Genomic DNA, 20,372 nt, shown 5'->3' on the forward strand with positions numbered 1-20,372 from the left:
GCGTGTACGGATGGCCACGTTCCGCTGGGTATGTGAGGCTGGGAGTGCCCCTATAGAGCTGGAGGTCCGCATGACCGACTCGTCAGGAGAACCCGCAGACGGAGAGGACGACGTGAAGCGCAGGTTCCGGGAGGCCCTGGAACGCAAGCGCGGAGCGGCGGGCAAGAACGCCGGCGGTGCCGGGAGGGGCGGCTCGAAGGTGCGCGGCAAGCACGACCGTGCCGACCACCAGCGGCAGTTCCGCCGCAAGAGCGGCTGACCGGGCGACAACCGGAAGGCCGCCCGACCCTGGCCCCCGCGCACGGTAAGCGCGGGGGTCGACCCGTCTCCGGGCCCCGCGCGGGGCCGGGTCAGGTGTTGTACAGCTTCTTCGTGTAGTTCGCCTCGGAGTAGTACTGCTCAAGCTGCTCGACGGTCTCGTCGGTGCGCTGGACGTCCTTGACGATGCCGGCGAAGGACGGCAGCGCGTCCGGCTCCCAGGTCTCCGGCTTCCACAGCTTCGAGCGCATCAGCGCCTTCGCGCAGTGGAAGAAGATCTGGTCGATCTCCACGACCAGGGCGAGCGCCGGGCGGTGCCCCTTGACGATCATCTCGTCGAAGAACGGGGCGTCCCGGACGAGCACGGCCCGGCCGTTGATCCGCAGCGTCTCGCCGCGGCCCGGGACGAGGAAGATCAGCCCGACGTGCGGGTTGGCGAGAATGTTCAGGAAACCGTCCGCGCGGCGGTTGCCCGGCCGGTCCGGGATCGCGATCGTCGTGTCGTCGATCACGTGCACGAATCCCGGCGGGTCGCCCTTGGGCGAGACGTCGCAGTTGCCGCCGGCGTCGCTGGTCGCGATGAGGCAGAACGGGGACTCGGCGAGCCAGTCGCGGTCCCGCGCGTGCAGCGCGACGCGCTCCTTCTCGACCGCCCGCTTCATCGGCGCGCCGAGCAGCTCGCGCAGCTCCTCCGGGGACGTGATCGCGGTGAACTCGGAGGCGACCGTCATCGCCGCTCCTTCCAGCGGGGAAATCGGACGATCAGCCTAACTTTTCCGCGCCGGCCGTCCGCTGTCGCCCCTGTTGTAGCGGTATGGGGGCTGCCGTCCGATCGGCGGTTATTCAAGCGATATGGAGCAATGGATCGATGAATCTTGACAGCTTTCTCGCCCCTTTCATCTAATGCAGAGGCCCGCGTCGCGGCAGCGCCGGCCGCGGCTCCCGCGGGCCCTTTCGGGGGCGGTCCCTGCCAGCCCGGCGACCCGGCGGAACGAGGGCATCGATGAGCGGACGCACCCGGGGCCGTCCGATGGTCACCTTCGCCGCCGCGGTCGCGGGCGTCCTGGTACTGACCGGGATCGGCGGATACGCGTTCGCGCAGATCGCCGGGTGCGCGGCCGAGGACCGCATCACCCTGGACGTCGCCGCGGCGCCGGAGCTCGTGCCCGCGCTGACCGCCGCCGTCCGGCGCTTCGACGGCCACACCGGCACGTGCGCGCGGGCCCGCCTGCGCCCCGCCGACCCGGCCGCGGTGAGCACGCTGCTGTCGGGACGCGGCGGCGGCGACCGCCCGGACGTGTGGATCCCCGACTCGACCCTCTGGACGGCCTTCGCCAGGCCCGGCGACGTGCGGCCCTCGATCGCCAACACGCCGGTCGTGCTGGCGACCGCGGCCCCGGCCGAGCCCACCTGGAACCTGCTGCTCGGACCGGCCGCCGCCACCGCCGAGGGACGGCCAGAACCTGCGGCGCGCGGCCCGCGCGCCCAGGTCCCCGACCCCTCGCGCAGCGCCGCCGGGCTGGCCGCGCTGCTGATGGCCGACCGCCTCGTCGCGGACGTCCCCGACGGCAGGGCGGTCTTCACCGGCCTCGTCCGCGCGATCAGGGAGACCAGCGCGCCGACCGTGGAGCAGGCGTTCGGCACCTCCGGCGCCGCGCGGGACGGGGCCGTCGTCGTCGCGTCCGAGCAGTCGGTCTTCCGGCACAACCGGACACGGCCCGGCGTGCGCGCCTACGGCGCGGTCCCGAGGGAGGGCACGCTCTCCCTCGACTACCCGTTCCTGATCGTCGCCCGCGACGGCGACCGGGTGAGCGCCGCGGAGAAGCTCGAACGCGAGCTGCGCGGCGAGCGGACCCGCGCCGACCTCAGCGGGCACGGGTTCGGCGTCGGGCCCGCCGAGCCGTCCTGGACGCCCAAGGCCGACGACGTGCAGCGCATCGCGCAGGCCTACGCCCGGCTGTCGCTGCCGACCCGGCTGCTCGTCCTGTTCGACATCTCCGGCTCCATGGGGGAGGAGGTCTCGCCGGGGCTCGACCGGCTCCAGGCCACCGCGCAGGTCGGCCGGATCGGGCTGCACCTGCTCGCCGACGACAGCGAGATCGGCATCTGGGAGTTCTCCACCGACCTCCGCGGCTCCCAGGACTGGGCGGAACGCGTGCCGATCGAGACACTCGGCGCCCGCGTCGGATCCGGCACGCAGCGGCAGCGGATCCTGGACGACCTCGGCCGCCTGAAGGTGAAGGAGAGCGGCGACACCGCGCTGTTCGAGTCGCTGCTCGCGGCGTTCCGGGAGGTGAAGCTCACCTACAAGCCGGAGATGGTCAACACCGTCCTGGTGTTCACCGACGGCCGCAACGACCATCCGGGCGGGCCGAGCTTCGACCGGACCCTCGCCGACCTCCGCGCCGAGTACGACGCGGCGCAGCCCGTCCAGGTCATCCTGCAAGGATTCGGCGACGACGCGAACGTGACGGAGCTGACGCGGCTCGCCGAGGCCACGCACGGGATCGTCCAGGTCGCGCGGACCCCGGCGGAGAGCAAGCGGCTGCTGCTGGAGGCCATGTCCAGGCGCGTCTGCACGCCGGGCTGCTGACGCCCCGGGCCGCCGGAAGGGCGCCGGTGACCGTGCCGTGGCGTCCCCCCGTCAAGGCCACGACACGATCACCGGGCCGCCGCGCCGGGCCTCCCGCCGAGGCGGAGACCCTGGGGAAGAACGCGGCGGTACGGGTGTGCAGACTCGCGGGGCGGCGAAAAATCATCGCCGCCGGCGCACCGATCAGGCGTGACGGGCGTCACGGTCGGCGGCCCGGCGCGCGTCCCGGGCGGCCTCGCGGGCCTCCCGCGCCGCCTCCTCCGCGCGGGCGCGGTTCTGCTCGGCGCGCTCGGCCCGGCGCGACGCCGCTTCCCGCTCGGCGACGGCCCGCTCCAGCTCGTGGCGGAGCCGTCCCACCGCCGCGGACGCCTCCTCGACCTCCCGCCGCGCGGCCTCGGCCCGCTCCTCCCGCTCGGCCAGCTTCCGGCCGGTCTCCTCGGCCCGCTTGCGCAGCGTCTCCGCCCGCCGGGCCCGCGCCGCGCTCGTCCGCGTGACGTTCGATTTCGCCGGGGCGGGCTTCGCCTTCCTCTCGGGCTTTTCGGCCTTCTCGGGCTTCTTGGGTTCGGGCTTCGCCCGCTCCTCTTCTTCCTCCTCCGATTCCTTCTCCGGAGCCATGGGGAAGCCCGCCGGGACGAAGCCGGTGTGGCTGCGCGGCTGTGTCAGCCGCCCCTCGCGCACCTCGGCGGCGATGCCGGGGTCGACGGTGGCGGCCTGGAGCGTGTCCTCCACCTCCCGTCCGGCCTGCTCGCGGAGCGGGTTGCCCGCGTCCGACGCGAACTCGCCCGCCGTGCGCACCAGCGACCCCACCAGCCGGGCCCGGCGCTGCTCCAGATCGCCGAGCCCGCCGCCCGAGCCCCACGCCTCGCGCATCTCGGCGCCGACGTCCAGCAGCCGGTCCAGATCGTCGGCGGCCGAGCGGGACAGGAGGTTCACCGCCCACGCCGACAGCGTCGGGCGCCGCAGCGCCCCGATCCGCTTGGCGAGCGGCCCGTCGCCCGCGTCCTTCGCCTCCTGGGCCAGCCGCTTGCGCGTCGCCACGAAGTCGGCGGGCCGGACGCCGTAGAGCTCATCGGCCGCACTGGAGAAGTCCACGACAGATCTCTACCCGCCCGGACACGAGAGAGCTATACTCGCGTACGAGTATTCGTGGGCGAGGACGTGGGATGGCCAAGCGGCGCAAGGTGAGCAACCTGCTCGGGCTCGCCGTGCTGTCGACGGTCTCCGCGAGGCCGATGCATCCGTACGAGATGGCGTCGCTGATGCGCGCCCGCGGCAAGGACCACGACATGGACATCAAGTGGGGCTCGCTCTACACCGTCGTGGCCAACCTGGAGAAGCACGGTTACCTCGCCGTCGAGGGCAGCGTCCGCGAGGGGGCGCGTCCGGAACGGACCGTGTACCGCATCACCGACGCGGGCCGGGAGGAACTCGCCGACTGGGTCCGGGAACTGATCGCGGTGCCCGAGCGGGAGCGGCCGAGATTCGAGGCCGGTCTCTCCGTCCTCGGCGCGCTGAGCCCCGACGAGACGGCACGCCTCCTGACCGAGCGGCTCGCCACCCTGGAACGCGAGATCGCCGACGGCCGCGCCGCGCTCGCCGCGGAGACCGAGGTCCCGCGCATCTTCCTCATCGAATCCGAGTACGACCTCGCGATCCGGAGCGCGGAGGCCCACTGGGTGCGCGGATTCCTCGCCGAGATCGAGGACGGCTCGCTGCCGGGCCTCGACCTGTGGCGGGCGTTCCACGCGACCGGCACCGTCCCGCCGGAGCTCGCCGAGCTGGCGGAGAGGGGAGCCGCGCGGGAGTAGCGAGCGAGAGGCCCGGCGGGGGTGCTGCAACACCGCCGCCGGGCCGGAGAACCCACCACCGAGAAACCCGCGCGGAGCGGGCCCTGGCGGCGAGCACGCGACACCAGCCTATCCAGGGACCCTCCGCGAAGCATGCACGCGTTACGGAGGAGACCCATGGCGCATGCCGCCGATTCGGCGCAGGCCATCGAGGCAGAGGGCCTCGTGAAGACTTATCCCGGCGACGTCCGGGCCCTGGACGGGCTGTCCATCACCGTCGGCCGGGGCGAGATCCTCGGCCTGCTCGGCCCGAACGGGGCCGGCAAGTCCACCACCGTCAAGATCCTCACCACGCTGATCCGGCCGGACGCGGGCGCCGCGTCCGTGGCCGGGCACGACGTCCTGCGCCACCCCGACCGGGTGCGGCGGGTCATCGGCGTCGTGTCGCAGAAGTCGGGCGCCGACCCCGAGGCGAACGGCCGCGACAACCTCGTCCTGCAAGGCCGCCTCTACGGCCTCGCCGGGCCGCAGGCGCGGCACCGCGCGGCCGAGCTGCTCGCCCGGTTCGGCCTGGACGACGCGGCGTCCAGGCCGGTGAAGACCTACTCCGGCGGGATGCGGCGGCGGCTCGACGTCGCGCTCGGCCTCGTCCACCGCCCCCGGGTGCTCTTCCTGGACGAGCCCACCACCGGCCTCGACCCGGAGGCCCGCACGTCGATGTGGGCGGAGATCGCCCGCCTCGCCGGCGACGACGCGCTCGCCATCCTGCTCACCACCCACTACCTGGACGAGGCCGACCGGCTCGCCCGGCGGCTGGCGATCGTCGACCGGGGCCGCGTCGTCGCCGCCGGGACGCCCGACGCGCTCAAGGGCGAGCTGCGCGGCGACGCCGTCCATGTGGACTGGGCCGATCCGCCGCCCGAGCCGCCGGTGCGGGAGGCGCTCGGCCGCCTGCCCGGCATCCGGGAGATCGTCCTCGACGGCCGGCGCCTGAGCGCCCGCGCCGACGACGGCGCCTCCGCCGTCCCCGCCGTGCTGGCCGCCCTCGACCACGCGGGCGTCCCCGCCGCCGCGGCGACCGTCGCCCGCCCGTCCCTCGACGACGTCTACCTCCGCTACGCCGGCCGCCGCTTCACCCAGCCCGGCGCCCCCGCCCTGGCCGAGGAGGCCGCCCGATGACCGCGCTGGTGAGCGGGACCTGGTGGATGACGCATCGGCGGCTGTCGGCGCTGTTGCGCAATCCCGCCGTGCTCGTGATGACGCTGGTCCAGCCGATGGTCTGGCTGTTCCTCTTCGGGGAGCTGTTCAAGAAGGTCGTCGAGCTGCCCGGGTTCGGGACGGCGTCCTACCTGGACTACATCGTGCCCGGCGTCGTGGTCATGAACGCGGTGTCGCTGAACTCGTTCGCCGGGATGGCGACCATGGACGAGATCGAGCGCGGCACGCTCGACCGCTTCCTCGTCACGCCCGTGCGGCGCAGCGCGATCGCGAACGCGGGCGTCATCGAGCAGGCGCTGAGCACCGCCTTCCAGTCCGTCGTGATCGTCCTGCTGGGCTGGGCCGCCGGCGCGCACTACCCGGGCGGGCCGGTCGGCGTGGCCGTGCTCGTCGCCGCGTCCGTGCTGATCGGCGTCGTCCTCGCCGCGCTGTCGACCACGCTCGCGCTCCTCGTCCGCGACCGCAACACGATCATCGGCCTGAACGTGATGCTGCTGCTGCCGCTGACGTTCCTGTCGTCGGCGTTCATGGCCGAGGGCCTCATGCCGTCCTGGATCCGGCATGTGGCCGCAGGGAACCCGGTGAGCTGGGCGCTGGCCGCGGGCCGCGCCGCCCTCGCCGAGGATCCCGGCTGGGGGACGGCCGCCGTCCACGGCGCCGCGCTCCTCGCCCTGACCACCGCGACCGTGGCGCTGGCCGTGTTCTCGTTCCGGAGCTACCAGAGATCCCGGTGATCGGCCGGGCGGGTCAGCGGGTGTCGAGGAAGCGGTCCAGGACGCGGGTGCCGAAGGCCAGGGCGTCCAGCGGGACGCGCTCGTCGACGCCGTGGAACATCCCGAAGTAGTCGAGGTCCGGTTCGAGGAGGAGAGGAGCGAAGCCGAAGCTCTTGACGCCGATGCCGTCGAACGACTTGGCGTCGGTGCCGCCCGACATCACGTACGGGACGGGACGGGCGAGCGGGTCCTCGGCGCGGAGCGCACCGGCGAGCGCCGCGAAGGTGGCGCCCGCCGGGTCCGCGGCGGGGGCCTGCTCGAAGTTGATGAACTCGCGGGTCACCTTCGGGCCGAGGAGCCGGTCGATGGTGGCCAGGAACTCCTCGCCCGTGCCCGGCAGGTACCGTCCGTCCACCTCCGCGGACGCCGTGCCCGGCACGACGTTGACCTTGTAGCCCGCGTCGAGCCGGGTCGGGTTGGCCGAGTTGCGGATCGTCCCGGCGAACAGGCGGCCGGCGCCGCCGAGCCGCGCGGCCTCCGCGTCGAGGCGGTCATGGTCGATGGTCGTGCCGAGCGCGTCCGCCAGGCCGTCCAGCAGGGCCCGGACGCCCGGGGTCAGCCGGACGGGCCACTCGTGCGACGCGATCCGGGAGACGGCGTGCGCGATCTCGGCCACCGCGTTGTCGGGGGCGGGCTTGGAGCCGTGGCCCGCGGCGCCGCGGGCCGTCAGCCGCATCCACGCGGTGCCGCGCTCGCCCGTCGCGATGGGGTAGATCCGCGTCCCGGCGGAGCCCGGCGCGGTGACGCTGAAGCCGCCGGACTCGCTGATCGCCTCCGTGCAGCCCTCGAAGTATCCGCGGTGCTCGCGCGCCACGTACCGGGAGCCGAGGTCGCCGGTGCACTCCTCGTCGGCCAGGAACGCCAGCACCAGGTCGCCGCGGGTGCGCCTGCCCTCCCGCAGCCGCCGCCGGACGGTCGCCAGCGTCATCGCGAGGGTGCCCTTCATGTCGACCGCGCCGCGCCCCCACACGCAGCCGTCGCGGACCTCGCCCGAGAACGGCGGCACCGTCCACTCGGACGGGTCGGCGGGCACCACGTCCAGATGCCCGTGGATCAGGAACGCCGGGGCGGACGGGTCCGCGCCGGGGACGCGGGCCAGCACGCTCGCGCGGCCCGGCTCCGACTCGACGATCACCGGGGCGGCGCCGGCGTCGTCCAGCAGCTCGGCGACGTGTTCGGCGGCGGGCCGTTCCGGGTGCGCCACCCCCTCGCCCCGGTTCGTGGTGTCGAAGCGGATGAGATCGGCGCAGATCGCCGCCGCCTCGGCCGCCGCCCGCTCGGCGGCGGCCGCCCGGGCCGCCGCCGCGCCGGGCCGGTCGTCACGCACCCCTACGTCCATGGCTTCCTTTCTCAGCGAAGGCTTCATTCTCCTCAGCCGCTGACCTGCGTCAATGGATGATCAAGAACGTCTCGATCCGGTTGCGACTCGGCCAGCGGCGTGTCCGGACGGTCACCGTGCGTACGGCGCCGGTACCAATCTAGGTGCGGTGGGGGCGGCCGGGTGCGGCGGTCGCGCGACGGGTCGAGGAGGAGCATGACCAGGCAGAAGGGTGTCCGGCCGAAGATCGCGGGACTCGCCGCGGTCGTGCTCGCCGCGTCGCTCGGCCTGCCGGGCTGCGGCGGCGGCGCCGGGGCGCGCGACGGCACGTTCACGGTGGGCCACACCGAGCCCGACCATCTGGTGCCCGCCGACACCACCAGCAGCTACTCCTTCGACGTGATCAGTGAACTGTTCGACAATCTGATGACCCTCGACGCGGGCGGCCGGGCCGTCCCGCTGGCCGCCGAGTCGGTCACCTCCCACGACCAGCGGGTCTGGACGATCAAGGTGCGGCCCGGGCAGCGGTTCCACAACGGCGAGCCGGTGACTGCGCAGAGCTTCGCGGACGCGTGGAACAACGCCGCCTACGGGCCGAGCGCCATGGCCGCCAACGAGTACTTCTCGTACATCGAGGGGCACGAGGAACTGAACCCCGAGGACGAGAACGCCGAACCGGAGGCCAAGACCCTGTCGGGGGTCGAGGTACCCGGCCAGTACACGTTGAAGGTCACGCTGAGCGAGCCGTTCAGCCAGTTTCCGATGCTGCTCACCTACCCGGCGTACGCGCCCATGCCGAAGGCCGGTTTGAAGGACCTCAAGGCGTTCGACGACCACCCGATCGGCAACGGCCCGTACCGGATGGACGGGAACCGGGAGCGCAACAAGCAGATCAAGCTCGTCGCGTTCTCCGGCTACACCGGGCCGCGCAAGCCGAAGAACAAGGGCGTGACCTGGAAGAGCTACGCCAGCGCCGACACCGCCTACACCGACCTGCGGGCGGGGCGGATCGACGTGCTGCAGACGATCCCGTCCGCCAAGGTCCCCGAGGCGCGGCGGCTGCTCGGCGACCGGTTCCTGACCCGCAGGATGGGCACGATCGACTACCTCGGGTTCCCGCTGTGGGACAAGCGGTTCGCCAGCGCCGACCTGCGCCGGGCGATCTCGATGGCCATCGACCGGCAGGGCATCAACAGGGCCGTCTACAACGGCGACTACGTTCCCGCCGACTCGCTGCTCCCCGCCATCATCGAGGGCCACCGGCCGAACGCGTGCGGCGAGCTGTGCACCTACAACCCGGCCAAAGCCCGGCAGCTGTTCGCCAAGGCCGGCGGGTTCAGCGGGACGCTTGAGCTGTACTTCTCCAACGCCCAGCCGACCTACGCCCAGTGGATGCGGATCGTCGCGAACTCCCTGCGCGACGATCTCGGCATCAAGGACGTCCGGTTCCGGCAGGTGCCCGCGTCCGACTACTTCTCCATGCTGCGCGAGCGCGGGGAGAAGGGCCCGTACCGGCAGAACTGGGAGGCCGACTACCCGAGCGCCCAGAACTACCTGGAGAACATGTGGACCTCGGCCGTCAACCGGATGGGCTGGACGAACCAGGCCTTCGACGCCCTGATCGCCAAGGCCAACCGGACGGCCGACCAGCGGCAGGCCATCGCCTTCTACAACCAGGCGGAGGACATCGCCATCCGGGAGATGCCGCTGATCCCGCTGTGGACGTGGGCGGGCCAGGGCGGCCGCTCGGAGAACGTCGCCGACGTCACGATCACCCCGTACTCGACGGGCCTGATCGCGACCGACGTGACGGTGAAGTAGCCCGCGATGTGGCACTACACCGTCCGGCGGCTCCTGCAGGCGGTCCCGGTCTTCGTCGGCACCACTCTGCTGATCTACGCGATGGTGTTCGCGCTGCCCGGGGACCCGATCCAGGCGCTCGCGGGGGACAAGCCCGTCCCGGAGAACGTCCTGCAGACGCTCCGGGACAAGTACAACCTGAACGACCCGCTCCTCGTGCAGTACGCGAAGTACATGTGGGGCCTCCTCCAGGGCGACCTTGGTGAGAACTACACCGGGCAGTCCGTGTCGGAGATGCTGAGCGGGCGCTGGGCGGTCACCGCGCGGCTCGCGCTCACCGCCTGGATCTTCGAGCTGCTCATCGGGATCGCGCTCGGCGTGTGGGCGGGCCTGCGGCGCGGGAGGCTCGCCGACACGCTCGTCCTCGGCGGGACGACGCTGGTGATCGCGGTCCCGGTGTTCGTCCTCGGCTACATCGCGCAGATCCTGTTCGGCCTGCACTGGCAGATCTTCCCGACCGCCGGGACCGACGACGGCTGGCCGCTGAGCTACCTGCTGCCCGGCATCGTCCTCGGGTCGCTCGGCCTGTCCTACGTGGCGCGGCTGACCCGGACGAGCCTGGCCGAGAACCTGCGCGCCGACTACGTCCGCACCGCCCGCGCCAAGGGACTGTCGCGGGCGCGGGTCGTCGGGCGGCACGCGCTGCGCAACTCGCTGATCCCCGTGGTGACCTACCTCGGCGTCGACCTCGGGAACCTGATGGGCGGCGCGATCGTGACCGAGGGCATCTTCAACCTGCCCGGCATCGGCCAGCAGGTGTTCCAGTCGATCCAGCTGAAGGAGGGGCCCGTCGTGGTCGGCGCGGTCACCGTGCTGGTGCTGATCTTCCTGCTGGCCAACCTGGTCGTGGACCTGCTCTACGGGATCCTCGACCCGAGGATCCGGTATGAGTGAGGGCACGGCGGTGGCAGCGGCGGGCGGCGAGATCGGCCGGGCCTCGCTGTGGGACGACGCGTGGCACGACCTGCGGCGGCGCTGGATCTTCTGGGGCCCGGCGGCCGTCCTCGCCGTGGTCGCGACGATGGCCGCGCTGCCGTGGCTGTTCACCGGGACGGCCGCCAACGAGGGCTGCGACCCGAACCTGTCCAGGCTCGGCCCGTCCGGCGACCACTGGTTCGGCACCGACCTCGCGGGCTGCGACTACTACGCGCACGTCGTGCACGGCGCCCGCCCGACGCTGCTGATCGGCGTCGCCGTCACGCTGTTCGCGCTGCTGATCGCGGTGCTGCTCGGGATGCTCGCCGGCTACTACGGCGGCCTCGCGGACGCGTTCATCGCGCGGCTCACCGACGTGTTCTTCGGGCTGCCGTTCGTGCTCGGCGCCACGGTCATCCTCGTCGCGTTCCCCGGGCACGGCGTGTGGGCGATGACGCTGGTGCTGGTCCTGCTCGGCTGGACGACGATGATCCGCATCATGCGCGGGCAGGTCATCGCCGTCCGCGACGCCGACTACGTGCAGGCGGCCCGGCTGCTCGGCGCGCCCGGCCGGCGGATCATGGCGCGGCACGTCCTGCCGAACGCGATCGCCCCGGTGATCGTCGTCGCCACCCTCAACGTCGGGAACGTGATCGTCGGGGAGGCGACGCTGGACTTCCTCGGCGTGGGCCTGCAGTACCCGCAGGTGTCGTGGGGGCTGCAGCTCGGCCAGGCGAAGGACTCCTTCCTCGACCAGCCGCACCTGCTGATCTTCCCGGCGGCGTTCCTGTCGGCGACGGTGCTGAGCTTCCTGTTGCTCGGCGACGCCGTCCGCGACGCCCTCGACCCGAAGCTGCGGTGACGCCCATGACCGCCGAGTTGAAGGACGACCTTGTTCCCGCGCCGCGCCCGGACGACGCGCCGCTCCTCCAGGTCGACGACCTCCACGTCACCTTCCGCGTGCGCGGCCAGGACGTCCACGCCGTGAACGGGCTGTCGTACACGCTCGCGGAGGGGGAGACCGTCGCGATCCTCGGCGAGTCGGGGTCGGGCAAGAGCGTCGCGGCGCAGGCCGTGATGGGCATCCTCGACGTGCCGCCCGCGCGGATCGAGCGCGGGTCGGTGAAGCTGCGCGGAGAGGAGCTGCTCGGCCTGCCGGAGCGGCGCCGCCGCGCATACCGCGCCGACCGCATCTCGATGATCTTCCAGGACGCGCTGACCGCGCTGAACCCGGTGTTCACCGTCGGCGACCAGCTCCGCGAGATGTTCCGGGTGCACCGCGGCCTCGGCCGCCGCGCGGCGCGGGACAGGGCCGTCGAGCTGATGGAGCGGGTGCGGATCCCGTCCGCCGCGCGTCGGCTCGGCGACTACCCGCACCAGTTCTCGGGCGGCATGCGCCAGCGCATCATGATCGCGATGGCGCTGGCGCTGGCGCCCGACGTGCTGATCGCCGACGAGCCGACCACCGCGCTCGACGTGACCGTCCAGGCGCAGATCATGCGGCTGCTCGCCGGGCTCCAGGACGAGATGGCCATGGGCATGGTGCTGATCACCCACGATCTCGGCGTCGTCGCGGGCGTCGCGGACCGGATTGTCGTGATGTACGCGGGATCGGTCGCCGAGCAGGCGCCCGCCCGCGACCTGTACGCCCGGCCCGCGCACCCGTACACGCGCGGGCTGCTGGCGTCGGTGCCGCGCCTCGACCGTCGCGGCGGGCCGCTCGTCCCGATCCCGGGCGCGCCACCGGACCCCGCCGCGCTGCCGCCGGGCTGCCCGTTCCGCCCGCGCTGCCCGCGCGCCGAACCCGTCTGCGCGGCGGAGCGGCCACCGCTCGTCAACGTCGCGCCCGGCCACGACGCCGCCTGCCACTTCGCCGAGGAGGTCCACGGTGCCGGACAGGACTGACAGGCCCGGCCCGGAGGCCCCGATCCTCCAGGTGGACGGCCTCGTCAAGCACTACCCGGTGACCCGCGGCGCCGTGATCAGGCGGACGGTGGGCCGGGTCAGGGCCGTGGACGGCGTCGACCTGGAGCTGCGCCGCAGCGAGACGCTCGGCGTCGTCGGCGAGTCCGGCTGCGGGAAGTCGACGCTCGCCAGGCTGCTGCTCGCCGCCGAACGCCCCACCGCCGGGACGGTCCGCTTCGACGGCCGCGACATCTTCGCGATGCCGAGAGCCGAGCTGCGGGCCCTGCGCCGCCGCGTCCAGATGGTGATGCAGGATCCCTACTCGTCGCTCAACCCGCGCATGACCGTCGGCGACATCGTCGGGGAGCCGTTCGCCGTCCATCCGGAGGTCGCGCCGAAGGGGGAACGGCGCGGGCGCGTCCGGGAGCTGCTGGAGCTCGTCGGCCTCGACCCCGGGGACGCCGGCCGCTACCCGCACCAGTTCTCCGGCGGCCAGCGGCAGCGCGTCGGGATCGCCCGCGCCCTCGCGCTGCGGCCCGACGTCGTCGTGTGCGACGAGCCGGTGTCCGCGCTGGACGTGTCCGTGCAGGCGCAGGTGATGAACCTGCTCGCCGAGCTGCAGCGGGAGCTGGGCCTCGCGTACGTGTTCATCGCGCACGACCTGGCCGCCGTCCGGCACGTCTCCGACCGCGTCGCCGTCATGTACCTCGGCAAGATCGTCGAGACCGGCGACGAGACCCGGATCTACGAGCACCCGACCCACCCGTACACGCAGGCGCTGCTGTCGGCCGTCCCCGCCCCCGACCCCGACGCCCCCGGCTCGACGTACCGGATCCAGCTCGACGGTGAGCCGCCGTCGCCGCTCGACCCGCCGTCCGGCTGCCGGTTCCGGACCCGCTGCCGGAGGGCCCGCGACATCTGCGCGGAACAGGAGCCCGCCCTGGAAGCGAGGGAGGGCTCCGCCCATCCCAGCGCCTGCCACTTCCCGGCCGAAGCGGCCCTGACGGAGCAAACCTGACGTTCCGCCGGACTCCGGAAAGGGCTTCCGTAGGGTGGGGCCATGGGACGCAAGGCCAGGCACGGTCCGCGCGCGAACATCTACGCGATCGACGGCGGCGAGGCCGAACTGCTGCGCGACGCCGACCGCGACGGCGGCTGGATGCTGCTCGTCGGCGGCGTCCCCCAGTCGTATGTGGACCTGTCCGACCCCACCTACCTGGACTTCGAGTACATGCGGCTCATGGCCGACGTCGTCGACTGCCTGGGCGTGGACGGGGAGGCGTTCGACGCCGTCCACATCGGCGGCGCCGGATGCACGCTGCCGCGCTACATCGCCGCGACGCGTCCCGGGTCCCGGCAGGTCGTGCTGGAGCCGGACGCGGGGCTGGTCGCGCTCGTCCGGGAGCAGCTGCCCGTCAAGGGCGTGCCCGGCCTGCGGATCCGGATCACCGACGGCCGCACCGGTGTCGCCGCGCTCGCCGACGAGGCCGACGACCTCGTCGTCATGGACGCGTTCGCGGAGGCGTCGATGCCGCCCGAGCTCGCGACCCGCGAGTTCGTCCTGGACGCGGCGCGCGTCCTGCGGCCCGGCGGCGTCTACATGGCCAACGTCGCGGACGGCTTCCGGCTGCCGTTCGCCCGCCGCGTCGCCGCCACCGTCCGGTCGGTGTTCCGGCACACCCTGCTGATGGGCGACCCGGGCGTGCTGCGCGGCCGCCGCTTCGGCAACCTCATCGTGGCCGGGTCGCGCCGGTCGCTCCCGGTGGCGGAGCTGACCCGCCGCGCGGCGGGCGGCGCCGCCCGGGCCCGGCTGCTGGACGGCGGCGACCTCGCCGCGTTCTGCGCGGGTTCCGCGCCGCTGCACGACGGCGAGGAGATCGTCGCGCCCGTCCCGCCGCCGCAGGTCTTCGGGAAGTCCTGACAGGTGAGGGACGGCCCAGGCCGGGAAGGGAGCGGGCCATGATCCTCGTGACCGGGGCGAGCGGCACGCTCGGCCGCCCGCTGACCAGACGGCTCGTCGAGGCGGGCGCGGAGGTGCACGCGCTCAGCCGCCGCGCCAGGCCGCCGGAGGAAGGCGTGACCTGGCACCAGGGAGATCTCGGCACCGGCGAGGGCATCGACGCGGCCGTGACCGGTGCCGCGACGATCGTGCACTGCGCCAGCGACCCGCTCCACCCCAAGCGGGACCTGCCCGCCGCGCGGCTGCTGGTCGAGGCGGCCCGGCGGCAGGGCGCCCCGCACCTGGTCTACATCTCGATCGTCGGCGTCGACAAGATCCCCTACGGCTACTACATGACCAAGTACGCCGTGGAGAAGCTGATCGAGAAGTCCGGGCTCCCGTACACGATCCTGCGGACCACGCAGTTCCACTCGCTGCCCGAGATGGCGCTGAACGTCCTCACCAAGGTCCCGGGCGTCATCGCGCTGCCGAAGGGCCTGCGCGACCAGCCGATCGACGTCGGCGAGGTCGCCGAACGGCTCGCCGAGCTGGCCCTCGCCTCCGGCGCCGCGCAGCGGGTCGACGACATGGGCGGCCCGGAGGTGCTCACGGCGGAGGAGATGGCGCGGGCCTACCTGAAGGCGCGCGGCCTGCGGCGGCCCGTCCGCGTGCCGCTGCCCCTGCCCGGACGCGCCGGGCGCGGATTCCGGGAGGGCCACCACCTGGCCCCCGGCCACGCCGTCGGGCGCCGGACCTGGCAGGAGTACCTGGACGAACGCCACCCGCGCCCCTGACACACCACGGGCACCGGAATTCCGGGAGACGCCTACCGTCCCGTATCGGCCGCACGCGCCCCCGCCATGTCCCATAATCGAGCGATGGAGTCGTCCACCCGAATTCTTATTCTCGGCATGGATTCGTCGGGTCGAATACTCCAGTTCGACCGCAATGCCGCGGCCGTGCTGTCGCCGAATGGGGCGGCTCCCGACGGAAAATGCCTGCTCGGCGCGCATCTCGACGAGGTGATCGCCGGGGCGCGCAAGCCGCTGCGGGAGGCGCTGAAGGCCGGCCGCGAGCGCACCGCCATGCTCGCCATGGACACCCCGGGCGGCGGGACGCTCGACGCCGTCGTGACCGTCCACCCCATGAACGGCGGCGCTCCCGAGGGCGATCCGGCCGGCGGCGCCGCGCCGGCCATCGCCGCGCTCGCCGTGATCAAGGTGCCGGTGCCGCTCGCCGACCGGTTCGTCGATCCGGCCGTCATCCGCCGTGCCCTGCTCGACGACGCGCTCCCGCGGATCGGCTCCACGCTCGACCTGGAAATGCTCGCGCGCGGCCTGATGGACGTGCTCGTCCCGCATTTCTGCAATTCCGGCGGCCTGCTTCTGCTGGAGAGCCACCTGGACGCCGACGAGCATTCCGACGGCCCGGACGGCCCGCAGATGCGCCGGATGGCGATCGGCTTCGACGACGACGATCCCGCCTGGGACGCGACGTTCCCCACCGGCGAATCCCTCGTCTACCCGCCCGGCACCCCCTACGCGCAGTGCCTCGCGACGGGCGAGCCCGTGCTGCGCTCCCTCGGCGGCGAGGGCGCGGCCGAGATCGCCGCGGCATGGCGCCGCCCGCCGGTCGGGGAGCTGCTCAAGGGCGCGTCGATGCTGCTGCTGCCGATCACGTCGTCGGCGGGCCTGCTCGGGTTCTTCTCCTGCACCCGGACGGTCGCGCACCGCCCCTTCGACGCCTACGACGTCGAGATCGGGATGGAGTTCGCCAACCGGGCGTCCATCTTCATCGAGAGCGCCCGCCAGTACTCGCGGGAACGCGCCACCGCGCTCACCCTGCAGCGCAGCCTGCTGCCGACCGGGCTTTCGGCGCCGTCGCCGGTCGAGGTCCACCACCGGTACCTGCCCGGCAGCCGCCTCATCGAGGTCGGCGGCGACTGGTACGAGTCGATCGCGCTGCCCGGCGCGCGGGTCGCGCTGGTCGTCGGGGACGTGGCCGGGCACGGTGTGAAGGCCGCCGTCACGATGGGCCGGCTCCGCACCGCCATCCACACCCTCGCCGGGCTCGAACTGCCGCCCGCCGAGGCCCTGGAACGCCTCGACTCGCTGATGCGGACGCTCGGCGAACGCGAACCGCACTTCGCCACCTGCGCCTACGTCGTCTACGACGCGGTCAGCGGGCGCTGCGAGATCGCCAGCGCCGGGCACCTGCCGCCGCTGCTCGTCCCGCCCGGCGCCGAACCCGAATACCTGCCGGTGCCGCCCGCGCCGCCGCTCGGCGTCGGCGGCGACGGCCCGATCGTCAGCCGCGAGTTCGCCGTCGAGGACGGCACGCTCCTGTTCCTCTACACCGACGGCCTCGTGGAGAACCGCGCCCGCGACATCGACGACGGCCTCGCCCGCCTGCGCGGCACGTTCTCCGGCGGCGCCGCCGCGCGCCCGCTCGAAGACCTGTGCCAGGCGGCCCTCGACGGCATCTACGACGACCAGCACCGCGACGACATCGCCATGCTCATCGCGCGGCTGGCGCGCATCCCGGCCGACCGGCACGCCACCTGGGAGCTGCCCGCCGAGCCCGCCGCCGTCCGCCGGGCCCGCGGCCTCATCCGCGACCGGCTCGCCCGCTGGGACCTGGACGAGCTCGCCCACACCACGATGCTGCTGGCGTCCGAGCTGGTCACGAACGCGATCCGGCACGCGAGCGGGCGGATCGGGCTGCGGCTCGTGCGGGAGGGCGGCCTGGTCTGCGAGGTCTTCGACTCCTCCGACGGGCGGCCCCGGGTCCGGCACCGCGACGACGACGGCGACATGAGCGAGTCGGGCCGGGGCCTGCACGTCGTCGGGCGGCTCGCGCAGCGCTGGGGCGTGCGCCGCACCGCCGAGGGCAAGGTCGTCTGGTGCGAGCAGGAACTGCCGCGCCCCTGACCGGCGGCCGCGGCGGCCTCGGCGGCGCCGGGGACGGCTAGCGCAGCACCGAGATGTGCACGTGGTCGTAGTGGTTCTGCGTGATGCTGCCGCGGTCCTCCATCGGGCGCCACCCGCCGCCGCGCACGTTCCAGATCCGCTGCCGCCAGATCACGTAGGAGATCCCGAGCCGCCGCGCGTGCGCGACGGCGTACGCGGCGACCTGGTCGCCGTGCCGCCGGGCGCCCGCGCTCGGCATCCGGCCGCCGGTGCTCTCCATGAAGTCGCAGGCCCGCCCGGCGGCGTGGTCCTGCGGGTCGCCGGTCGAGCGGTGGCAGCCGATCGTCGGGAACGGGCCGAACATCCCGGCGATCTCCAGCAGCGCCGTCCGCATCGTGGGCGTCATCATGTTGCCGGTGATCGGGGACGCGGAGCCGGTCACGCCGTCCGGGCGGCCGGTGAGCCGCGGGCCGTCCTTCACCTTCGCGTTCGGGCGCGCCCGCCCGGCGGGCAGCGTCGCGACCCTCGTGCCGCGCGGCAGGATCTTCTTCAGCCGCGCCGCGAGCTTGGCGGTGTCGGCCTTCGGCGCGCTGATGATCAGGGCGTTGCCGTCCGGCATGCCGAGCGCCCGCGCCTGGTCGCGGGACACGACCGCGTCGATGTCGCCGAGGCCCATCGACGCGTACGCGCCGACCCGCACCCGGCCCGGGCTGCCGCTGCGGCCCGCCTCGACGACCGAGCCGAGCTGGAACCCGCCGCCGCGGCCCTCCTCGAACGAGACGGCCAGGCCGCCGGACGCGATCGTCTCCCACAGCTGGTCGGACTCGGCCGTCGGCCCCGGCGCGAACGCCCGGAACCGCGACGGATCCACGCCGAGCAGCCCCAGCCGGCGGCCCCCGACGTTGGCGCGGGCCGCGTCCACGACCGTGATCCCGGCGACGCCCCTGAGGCCCTTCGCGCGCTCGACGGCCTCGGGCGGCAGCGACGCCGTCCCGGCGGCCAGCAGGTGCGGCGTGTACCGGCGGGTCAGCGGCGCGACCGCCGGGGCCTGCGGCGCGGCGCCGCGCTCCACCGACACCAGGTCGTCGGCGCGGGCCGGTTCCTCGCCCGGCCGGCCGGACACGACCAGCACGATGTCGGCGGCGAGCGTGCACACGATGCCCGCCGCGATGCCCACGGCAAGCGCCCGGCCGCCCCGTCGCATCCCGCCCTCGATCCCGTCTGTGGTCCTCGCCGCATCGTAGGCGAGCGCGGCGGGTCCCGGCATCAGCCCGCGTCGCGGCGGTGCCGGCGCGGCACGGGAGACGTCAGCGGGCGTCGCGGCGGAGGACGACGAGGGCGACGTCGTCCTCCCGGTGGCCGAACTCGGCGATGACGCGGTCGCCGAACCGCTCGACCTCGTCGTCGACGCCGTCCGCGCCGGCCGCGAGGAGCCGCAGCCGCTCCAGGTTGTCGGCCAGCGGGATGCCGCGGTCCTCGATCAGCCCGTCGGTGAGGAGCACGACGGTGCCGCCGGGCGGCACCCGCGCCTTCTCGACCGCGACCCCGCTGGTGCCGGGCGGCTCCCGCGGGAAGCCGAGGAGCACGCCGCCGCCCGCGCCGTAGCGGGCGCTCCCGCCGGAGACGTGCAGCGGCGGGAGGTGCCCGGCGCTGGCGATGTGCGCGGCGCCGCTCAGCGGATCGAGCGTCAGCAGGCACATGGTGGCGGTCTGGTCGTTGTGGTAGCGCTCCAGCACGTCGTTCAGCAGCCGCAGGATCGTGACGGAGTCGTGCCCCTCGATCGCGAACGCCCGCAGCGCGTGCCGGATCTCCGCCATGACGGTCGCGGCGTGCAGCGAGTGGCCCTGCACGTCCCCGATGGCCACCAGCACCCGGTCGCCGCGGTCGAGGACCTCGTAGAAGTCGCCGCCGACCTCGGCCTGGTCGCTGGCGGGCTCGTAGCGCACGGCCAGCGACCAGCCCGGCACGGGCGGCAGCGAGGCGGGCAGCAGGCTGCGCTGGAGGGTGAGCGAGGTCGTGTGCTCCTCGGTGTAGGACCGCAGCGCCTCCATCGCGAGCGCCACCGCCTGCCCGAGCTGCCGCAGCAGGTTGATGTCGTCGTCGGACCGGACGGCGCGGCCCGCGAGCGCGATGCCGATCGGCGGGCGGCCGTGCCTGAACCGCGACACCACCAGCGTGACGTCGCTCTCCGCGACGCTGTCGGGCAGCAGGTCGAGCCACTCCGCCAGCGGCACCCGGGTGACCTCGGTGCCGGTGTCGCCGCCGAGCCGCGCCAGCTCGGCCATCCGCGCGGGCGCGTCCGGCGGGCAGTCGCGGCGCCACGGCCCGATGCCGAGCTCGACGGTCCGCCGGACGCGGCCGTCCGGCGGCAGCACGAACGCCGTGGCCGGTGTCCCGAAGATCGTGAAGGCGCCGCGGGCGGCGACCGCCGCGAGGTCGTCGAAGGACGCGGCCGAGTTGATCTCCAGGGACGTGCGGGTGAGCTCGGCCATCCGGGCGGCCATCCGCTCGGCGCGGCGGCGGGCCTGGTAGTAGCGCAGCATCGCCTCGACCGTGGCGAGGAACTCGCCGGGGTCGATCGGGTCGGTCATGTAGGCGTCGGCGCCGCGGCGCAGGCCCGCGGTGCGGTCGGCGGCCGCCACGGCCTGCGCCGAGATGTGGATGACCGGCAGCGACCTGGTGTCGGGCGCGGCCTTGATCTGCTCGCACACCTCGATGCCGCTCATGTCCGGCAGCCGGACGTCCAGCACCACCAGGTCGACGGCATGCTCGACGAGCCGGTCCCAGGTCTCCGCCGCCGACGCGGCCTCCACCACGGTGTGGCCGGCGCGGCGCAGCCAGCTGCCGATGATGTACCGCTTGGTGTCGTTGTCGTCGACCACCAGCGTCGTGGCCAC

General features: G+C 73.7%; 18 protein-coding genes. 13 read left to right on the forward strand and 5 right to left on the reverse strand.

The features are described from left to right. Nucleotides 1–70: 70 nt before the first annotated feature. Complete coding sequence (locus tag ACH34S_RS39450; protein ID WP_395958038.1) at nucleotides 71–259, forward strand: DUF5302 domain-containing protein; 189 nt, start codon at nucleotides 71–73, stop codon at nucleotides 257–259. A 91-nt stretch (nucleotides 260–350) separates the two neighbouring features. Here ACH34S_RS39450 and ACH34S_RS39455 read toward each other — a convergent pair whose 3' ends face one another. After that, on the reverse strand, nucleotides 351–989 hold the full coding sequence (locus tag ACH34S_RS39455) for a pyridoxamine 5'-phosphate oxidase family protein (RefSeq protein ID WP_395958039.1): 639 nt from the start codon (nucleotides 987–989) through the stop codon (nucleotides 351–353). Nucleotides 990–1,261: 272 nt separating this feature from the next. On the opposite strand from ACH34S_RS39455, the gene ACH34S_RS39460 reads away from it, so the two are divergent. After that, complete coding sequence (locus ACH34S_RS39460) at nucleotides 1,262–2,851, forward strand: substrate-binding domain-containing protein (RefSeq protein WP_395958040.1); 1,590 nt, start codon at nucleotides 1,262–1,264, stop codon at nucleotides 2,849–2,851. Nucleotides 2,852–3,034: 183 nt separating this feature from the next. Here ACH34S_RS39460 and ACH34S_RS39465 read toward each other — a convergent pair whose 3' ends face one another. Beyond that, nucleotides 3,035–3,943 carry a hypothetical protein gene (locus ACH34S_RS39465; protein ID WP_395958041.1) on the reverse strand — a complete coding sequence of 303 codons (909 nt, stop codon included), beginning with the start codon at nucleotides 3,941–3,943 and terminating at the stop codon, nucleotides 3,035–3,037. A 71-nt stretch (nucleotides 3,944–4,014) separates the two neighbouring features. Here ACH34S_RS39465 and ACH34S_RS39470 point away from each other — a divergent pair, with 71 nt between their 5' ends. From ACH34S_RS39470 to ACH34S_RS39480, 3 genes are all read left to right on the forward strand, one after another. Continuing rightward, nucleotides 4,015–4,659 (forward strand): PadR family transcriptional regulator, encoded by a 645-nt coding sequence (locus ACH34S_RS39470; protein WP_395958043.1) that lies wholly within the window; start codon nucleotides 4,015–4,017, stop codon nucleotides 4,657–4,659. Nucleotides 4,660–4,815: 156 nt separating this feature from the next. Continuing rightward, on the forward strand, nucleotides 4,816–5,817 hold the full coding sequence (locus ACH34S_RS39475) for an ATP-binding cassette domain-containing protein (RefSeq protein ID WP_395958044.1): 1,002 nt from the start codon (nucleotides 4,816–4,818) through the stop codon (nucleotides 5,815–5,817). Next, nucleotides 5,814–6,590, forward strand: a complete 777-nt coding sequence (locus ACH34S_RS39480) for an ABC transporter permease (RefSeq protein ID WP_395958045.1) — start codon at nucleotides 5,814–5,816, stop codon at nucleotides 6,588–6,590. Before ACH34S_RS39475 ends, ACH34S_RS39480 begins: the two co-directional genes overlap by 4 nt. 13 nt (nucleotides 6,591–6,603) lie before the next feature. On the opposite strand, the gene ACH34S_RS39485 is transcribed toward ACH34S_RS39480, so the two are convergent. Further along, a complete protein-coding gene (locus tag ACH34S_RS39485) occupies nucleotides 6,604–7,968 on the reverse strand; it encodes a M20/M25/M40 family metallo-hydrolase (RefSeq protein ID WP_395958046.1) in 1,365 nt (454 codons plus the stop codon). Nucleotides 7,969–8,163: 195 nt separating this feature from the next. On the opposite strand from ACH34S_RS39485, the gene ACH34S_RS39490 reads away from it, so the two are divergent. From ACH34S_RS39490 to ACH34S_RS39525, 8 genes are all read left to right on the forward strand, one after another. Then, nucleotides 8,164–9,768, forward strand: a complete 1,605-nt coding sequence (locus tag ACH34S_RS39490) for an ABC transporter substrate-binding protein (protein ID WP_395958047.1) — start codon at nucleotides 8,164–8,166, stop codon at nucleotides 9,766–9,768. A gap of 6 nt (nucleotides 9,769–9,774) precedes the next feature. Beyond that, nucleotides 9,775–10,701, forward strand: a complete 927-nt coding sequence (locus ACH34S_RS39495) for an ABC transporter permease (RefSeq protein ID WP_395958048.1) — start codon at nucleotides 9,775–9,777, stop codon at nucleotides 10,699–10,701. Next, entirely contained in the window at nucleotides 10,694–11,584 is an 891-nt protein-coding gene (locus ACH34S_RS39500) for an ABC transporter permease (protein ID WP_395958049.1), read from the forward strand. Before ACH34S_RS39495 ends, ACH34S_RS39500 begins: the two co-directional genes overlap by 8 nt. 5 nt (nucleotides 11,585–11,589) lie before the next feature. Beyond that, on the forward strand, nucleotides 11,590–12,627 hold the full coding sequence (locus ACH34S_RS39505) for an ABC transporter ATP-binding protein (protein ID WP_395958050.1): 1,038 nt from the start codon (nucleotides 11,590–11,592) through the stop codon (nucleotides 12,625–12,627). Then, nucleotides 12,611–13,645: an ABC transporter ATP-binding protein gene (locus ACH34S_RS39510; RefSeq protein ID WP_395958051.1), complete on the forward strand. Its 1,035-nt coding sequence runs from the start codon at nucleotides 12,611–12,613 to the stop codon at nucleotides 13,643–13,645. Before ACH34S_RS39505 ends, ACH34S_RS39510 begins: the two co-directional genes overlap by 17 nt. A gap of 42 nt (nucleotides 13,646–13,687) precedes the next feature. Further along, nucleotides 13,688–14,548, forward strand: coding sequence for a spermidine synthase (locus ACH34S_RS39515; RefSeq protein ID WP_395958052.1), 861 nt, complete (start codon nucleotides 13,688–13,690; stop codon nucleotides 14,546–14,548). A 38-nt stretch (nucleotides 14,549–14,586) separates the two neighbouring features. Then, nucleotides 14,587–15,360: an SDR family oxidoreductase gene (locus ACH34S_RS39520; protein ID WP_395958053.1), complete on the forward strand. Its 774-nt coding sequence runs from the start codon at nucleotides 14,587–14,589 to the stop codon at nucleotides 15,358–15,360. Between the two features lie 117 nt (nucleotides 15,361–15,477). Continuing rightward, on the forward strand, nucleotides 15,478–17,496 hold the full coding sequence (locus tag ACH34S_RS39525) for a SpoIIE family protein phosphatase (protein WP_395958054.1): 2,019 nt from the start codon (nucleotides 15,478–15,480) through the stop codon (nucleotides 17,494–17,496). A gap of 37 nt (nucleotides 17,497–17,533) precedes the next feature. Here the strand turns inward: ACH34S_RS39525 and ACH34S_RS39530 are convergent, their stop codons facing one another. Next, on the reverse strand, nucleotides 17,534–18,742 hold the full coding sequence (locus tag ACH34S_RS39530) for a hypothetical protein (RefSeq protein WP_395958055.1): 1,209 nt from the start codon (nucleotides 18,740–18,742) through the stop codon (nucleotides 17,534–17,536). Between the two features lie 40 nt (nucleotides 18,743–18,782). Beyond that, nucleotides 18,783–20,372, reverse strand: coding sequence for a SpoIIE family protein phosphatase (locus ACH34S_RS39535; protein WP_395958057.1), 1,590 nt, complete (start codon nucleotides 20,370–20,372; stop codon nucleotides 18,783–18,785).

This window comes from Actinomadura sp. 3N508 (assembly GCF_044326375.1).
Classification (GTDB): domain Bacteria; phylum Actinomycetota; class Actinomycetes; order Streptosporangiales; family Streptosporangiaceae; genus Spirillospora.

Bases quoted from the DNA above. Each gene is read 5' to 3' on its own strand.
- ACH34S_RS39515 (WP_395958052.1), top strand. From the start codon at position 13,688: ATGGGACGCAAGGCCAGGCACGGTCCGCGCGCGAACATCTACGCGATC.
- ACH34S_RS39505 (WP_395958050.1), top strand. From the start codon at position 11,590: ATGACCGCCGAGTTGAAGGACGACCTTGTTCCCGCGCCGCGCCCGGAC.
- ACH34S_RS39450 (WP_395958038.1), top strand. From the start codon at position 71: ATGACCGACTCGTCAGGAGAACCCGCAGACGGAGAGGACGACGTGAAG.
- ACH34S_RS39480 (WP_395958045.1), top strand. From the start codon at position 5,814: ATGACCGCGCTGGTGAGCGGGACCTGGTGGATGACGCATCGGCGGCTG.
- ACH34S_RS39475 (WP_395958044.1), top strand. From the start codon at position 4,816: ATGGCGCATGCCGCCGATTCGGCGCAGGCCATCGAGGCAGAGGGCCTC.
- ACH34S_RS39490 (WP_395958047.1), top strand. From the start codon at position 8,164: ATGACCAGGCAGAAGGGTGTCCGGCCGAAGATCGCGGGACTCGCCGCG.
- ACH34S_RS39470 (WP_395958043.1), top strand. From the start codon at position 4,015: ATGGCCAAGCGGCGCAAGGTGAGCAACCTGCTCGGGCTCGCCGTGCTG.
- ACH34S_RS39525 (WP_395958054.1), top strand. From the start codon at position 15,478: ATGGATTCGTCGGGTCGAATACTCCAGTTCGACCGCAATGCCGCGGCC.
- ACH34S_RS39455 (WP_395958039.1), bottom strand. From the start codon at position 989: ATGACGGTCGCCTCCGAGTTCACCGCGATCACGTCCCCGGAGGAGCTG.
- ACH34S_RS39460 (WP_395958040.1), top strand. From the start codon at position 1,262: ATGAGCGGACGCACCCGGGGCCGTCCGATGGTCACCTTCGCCGCCGCG.
- ACH34S_RS39495 (WP_395958048.1), top strand. From the start codon at position 9,775: ATGTGGCACTACACCGTCCGGCGGCTCCTGCAGGCGGTCCCGGTCTTC.
- ACH34S_RS39520 (WP_395958053.1), top strand. From the start codon at position 14,587: ATGATCCTCGTGACCGGGGCGAGCGGCACGCTCGGCCGCCCGCTGACC.
- ACH34S_RS39500 (WP_395958049.1), top strand. From the start codon at position 10,694: ATGAGTGAGGGCACGGCGGTGGCAGCGGCGGGCGGCGAGATCGGCCGG.
- ACH34S_RS39485 (WP_395958046.1), bottom strand. From the start codon at position 7,968: ATGGACGTAGGGGTGCGTGACGACCGGCCCGGCGCGGCGGCGGCCCGG.
- ACH34S_RS39530 (WP_395958055.1), bottom strand. From the start codon at position 18,742: ATGCCGGGACCCGCCGCGCTCGCCTACGATGCGGCGAGGACCACAGAC.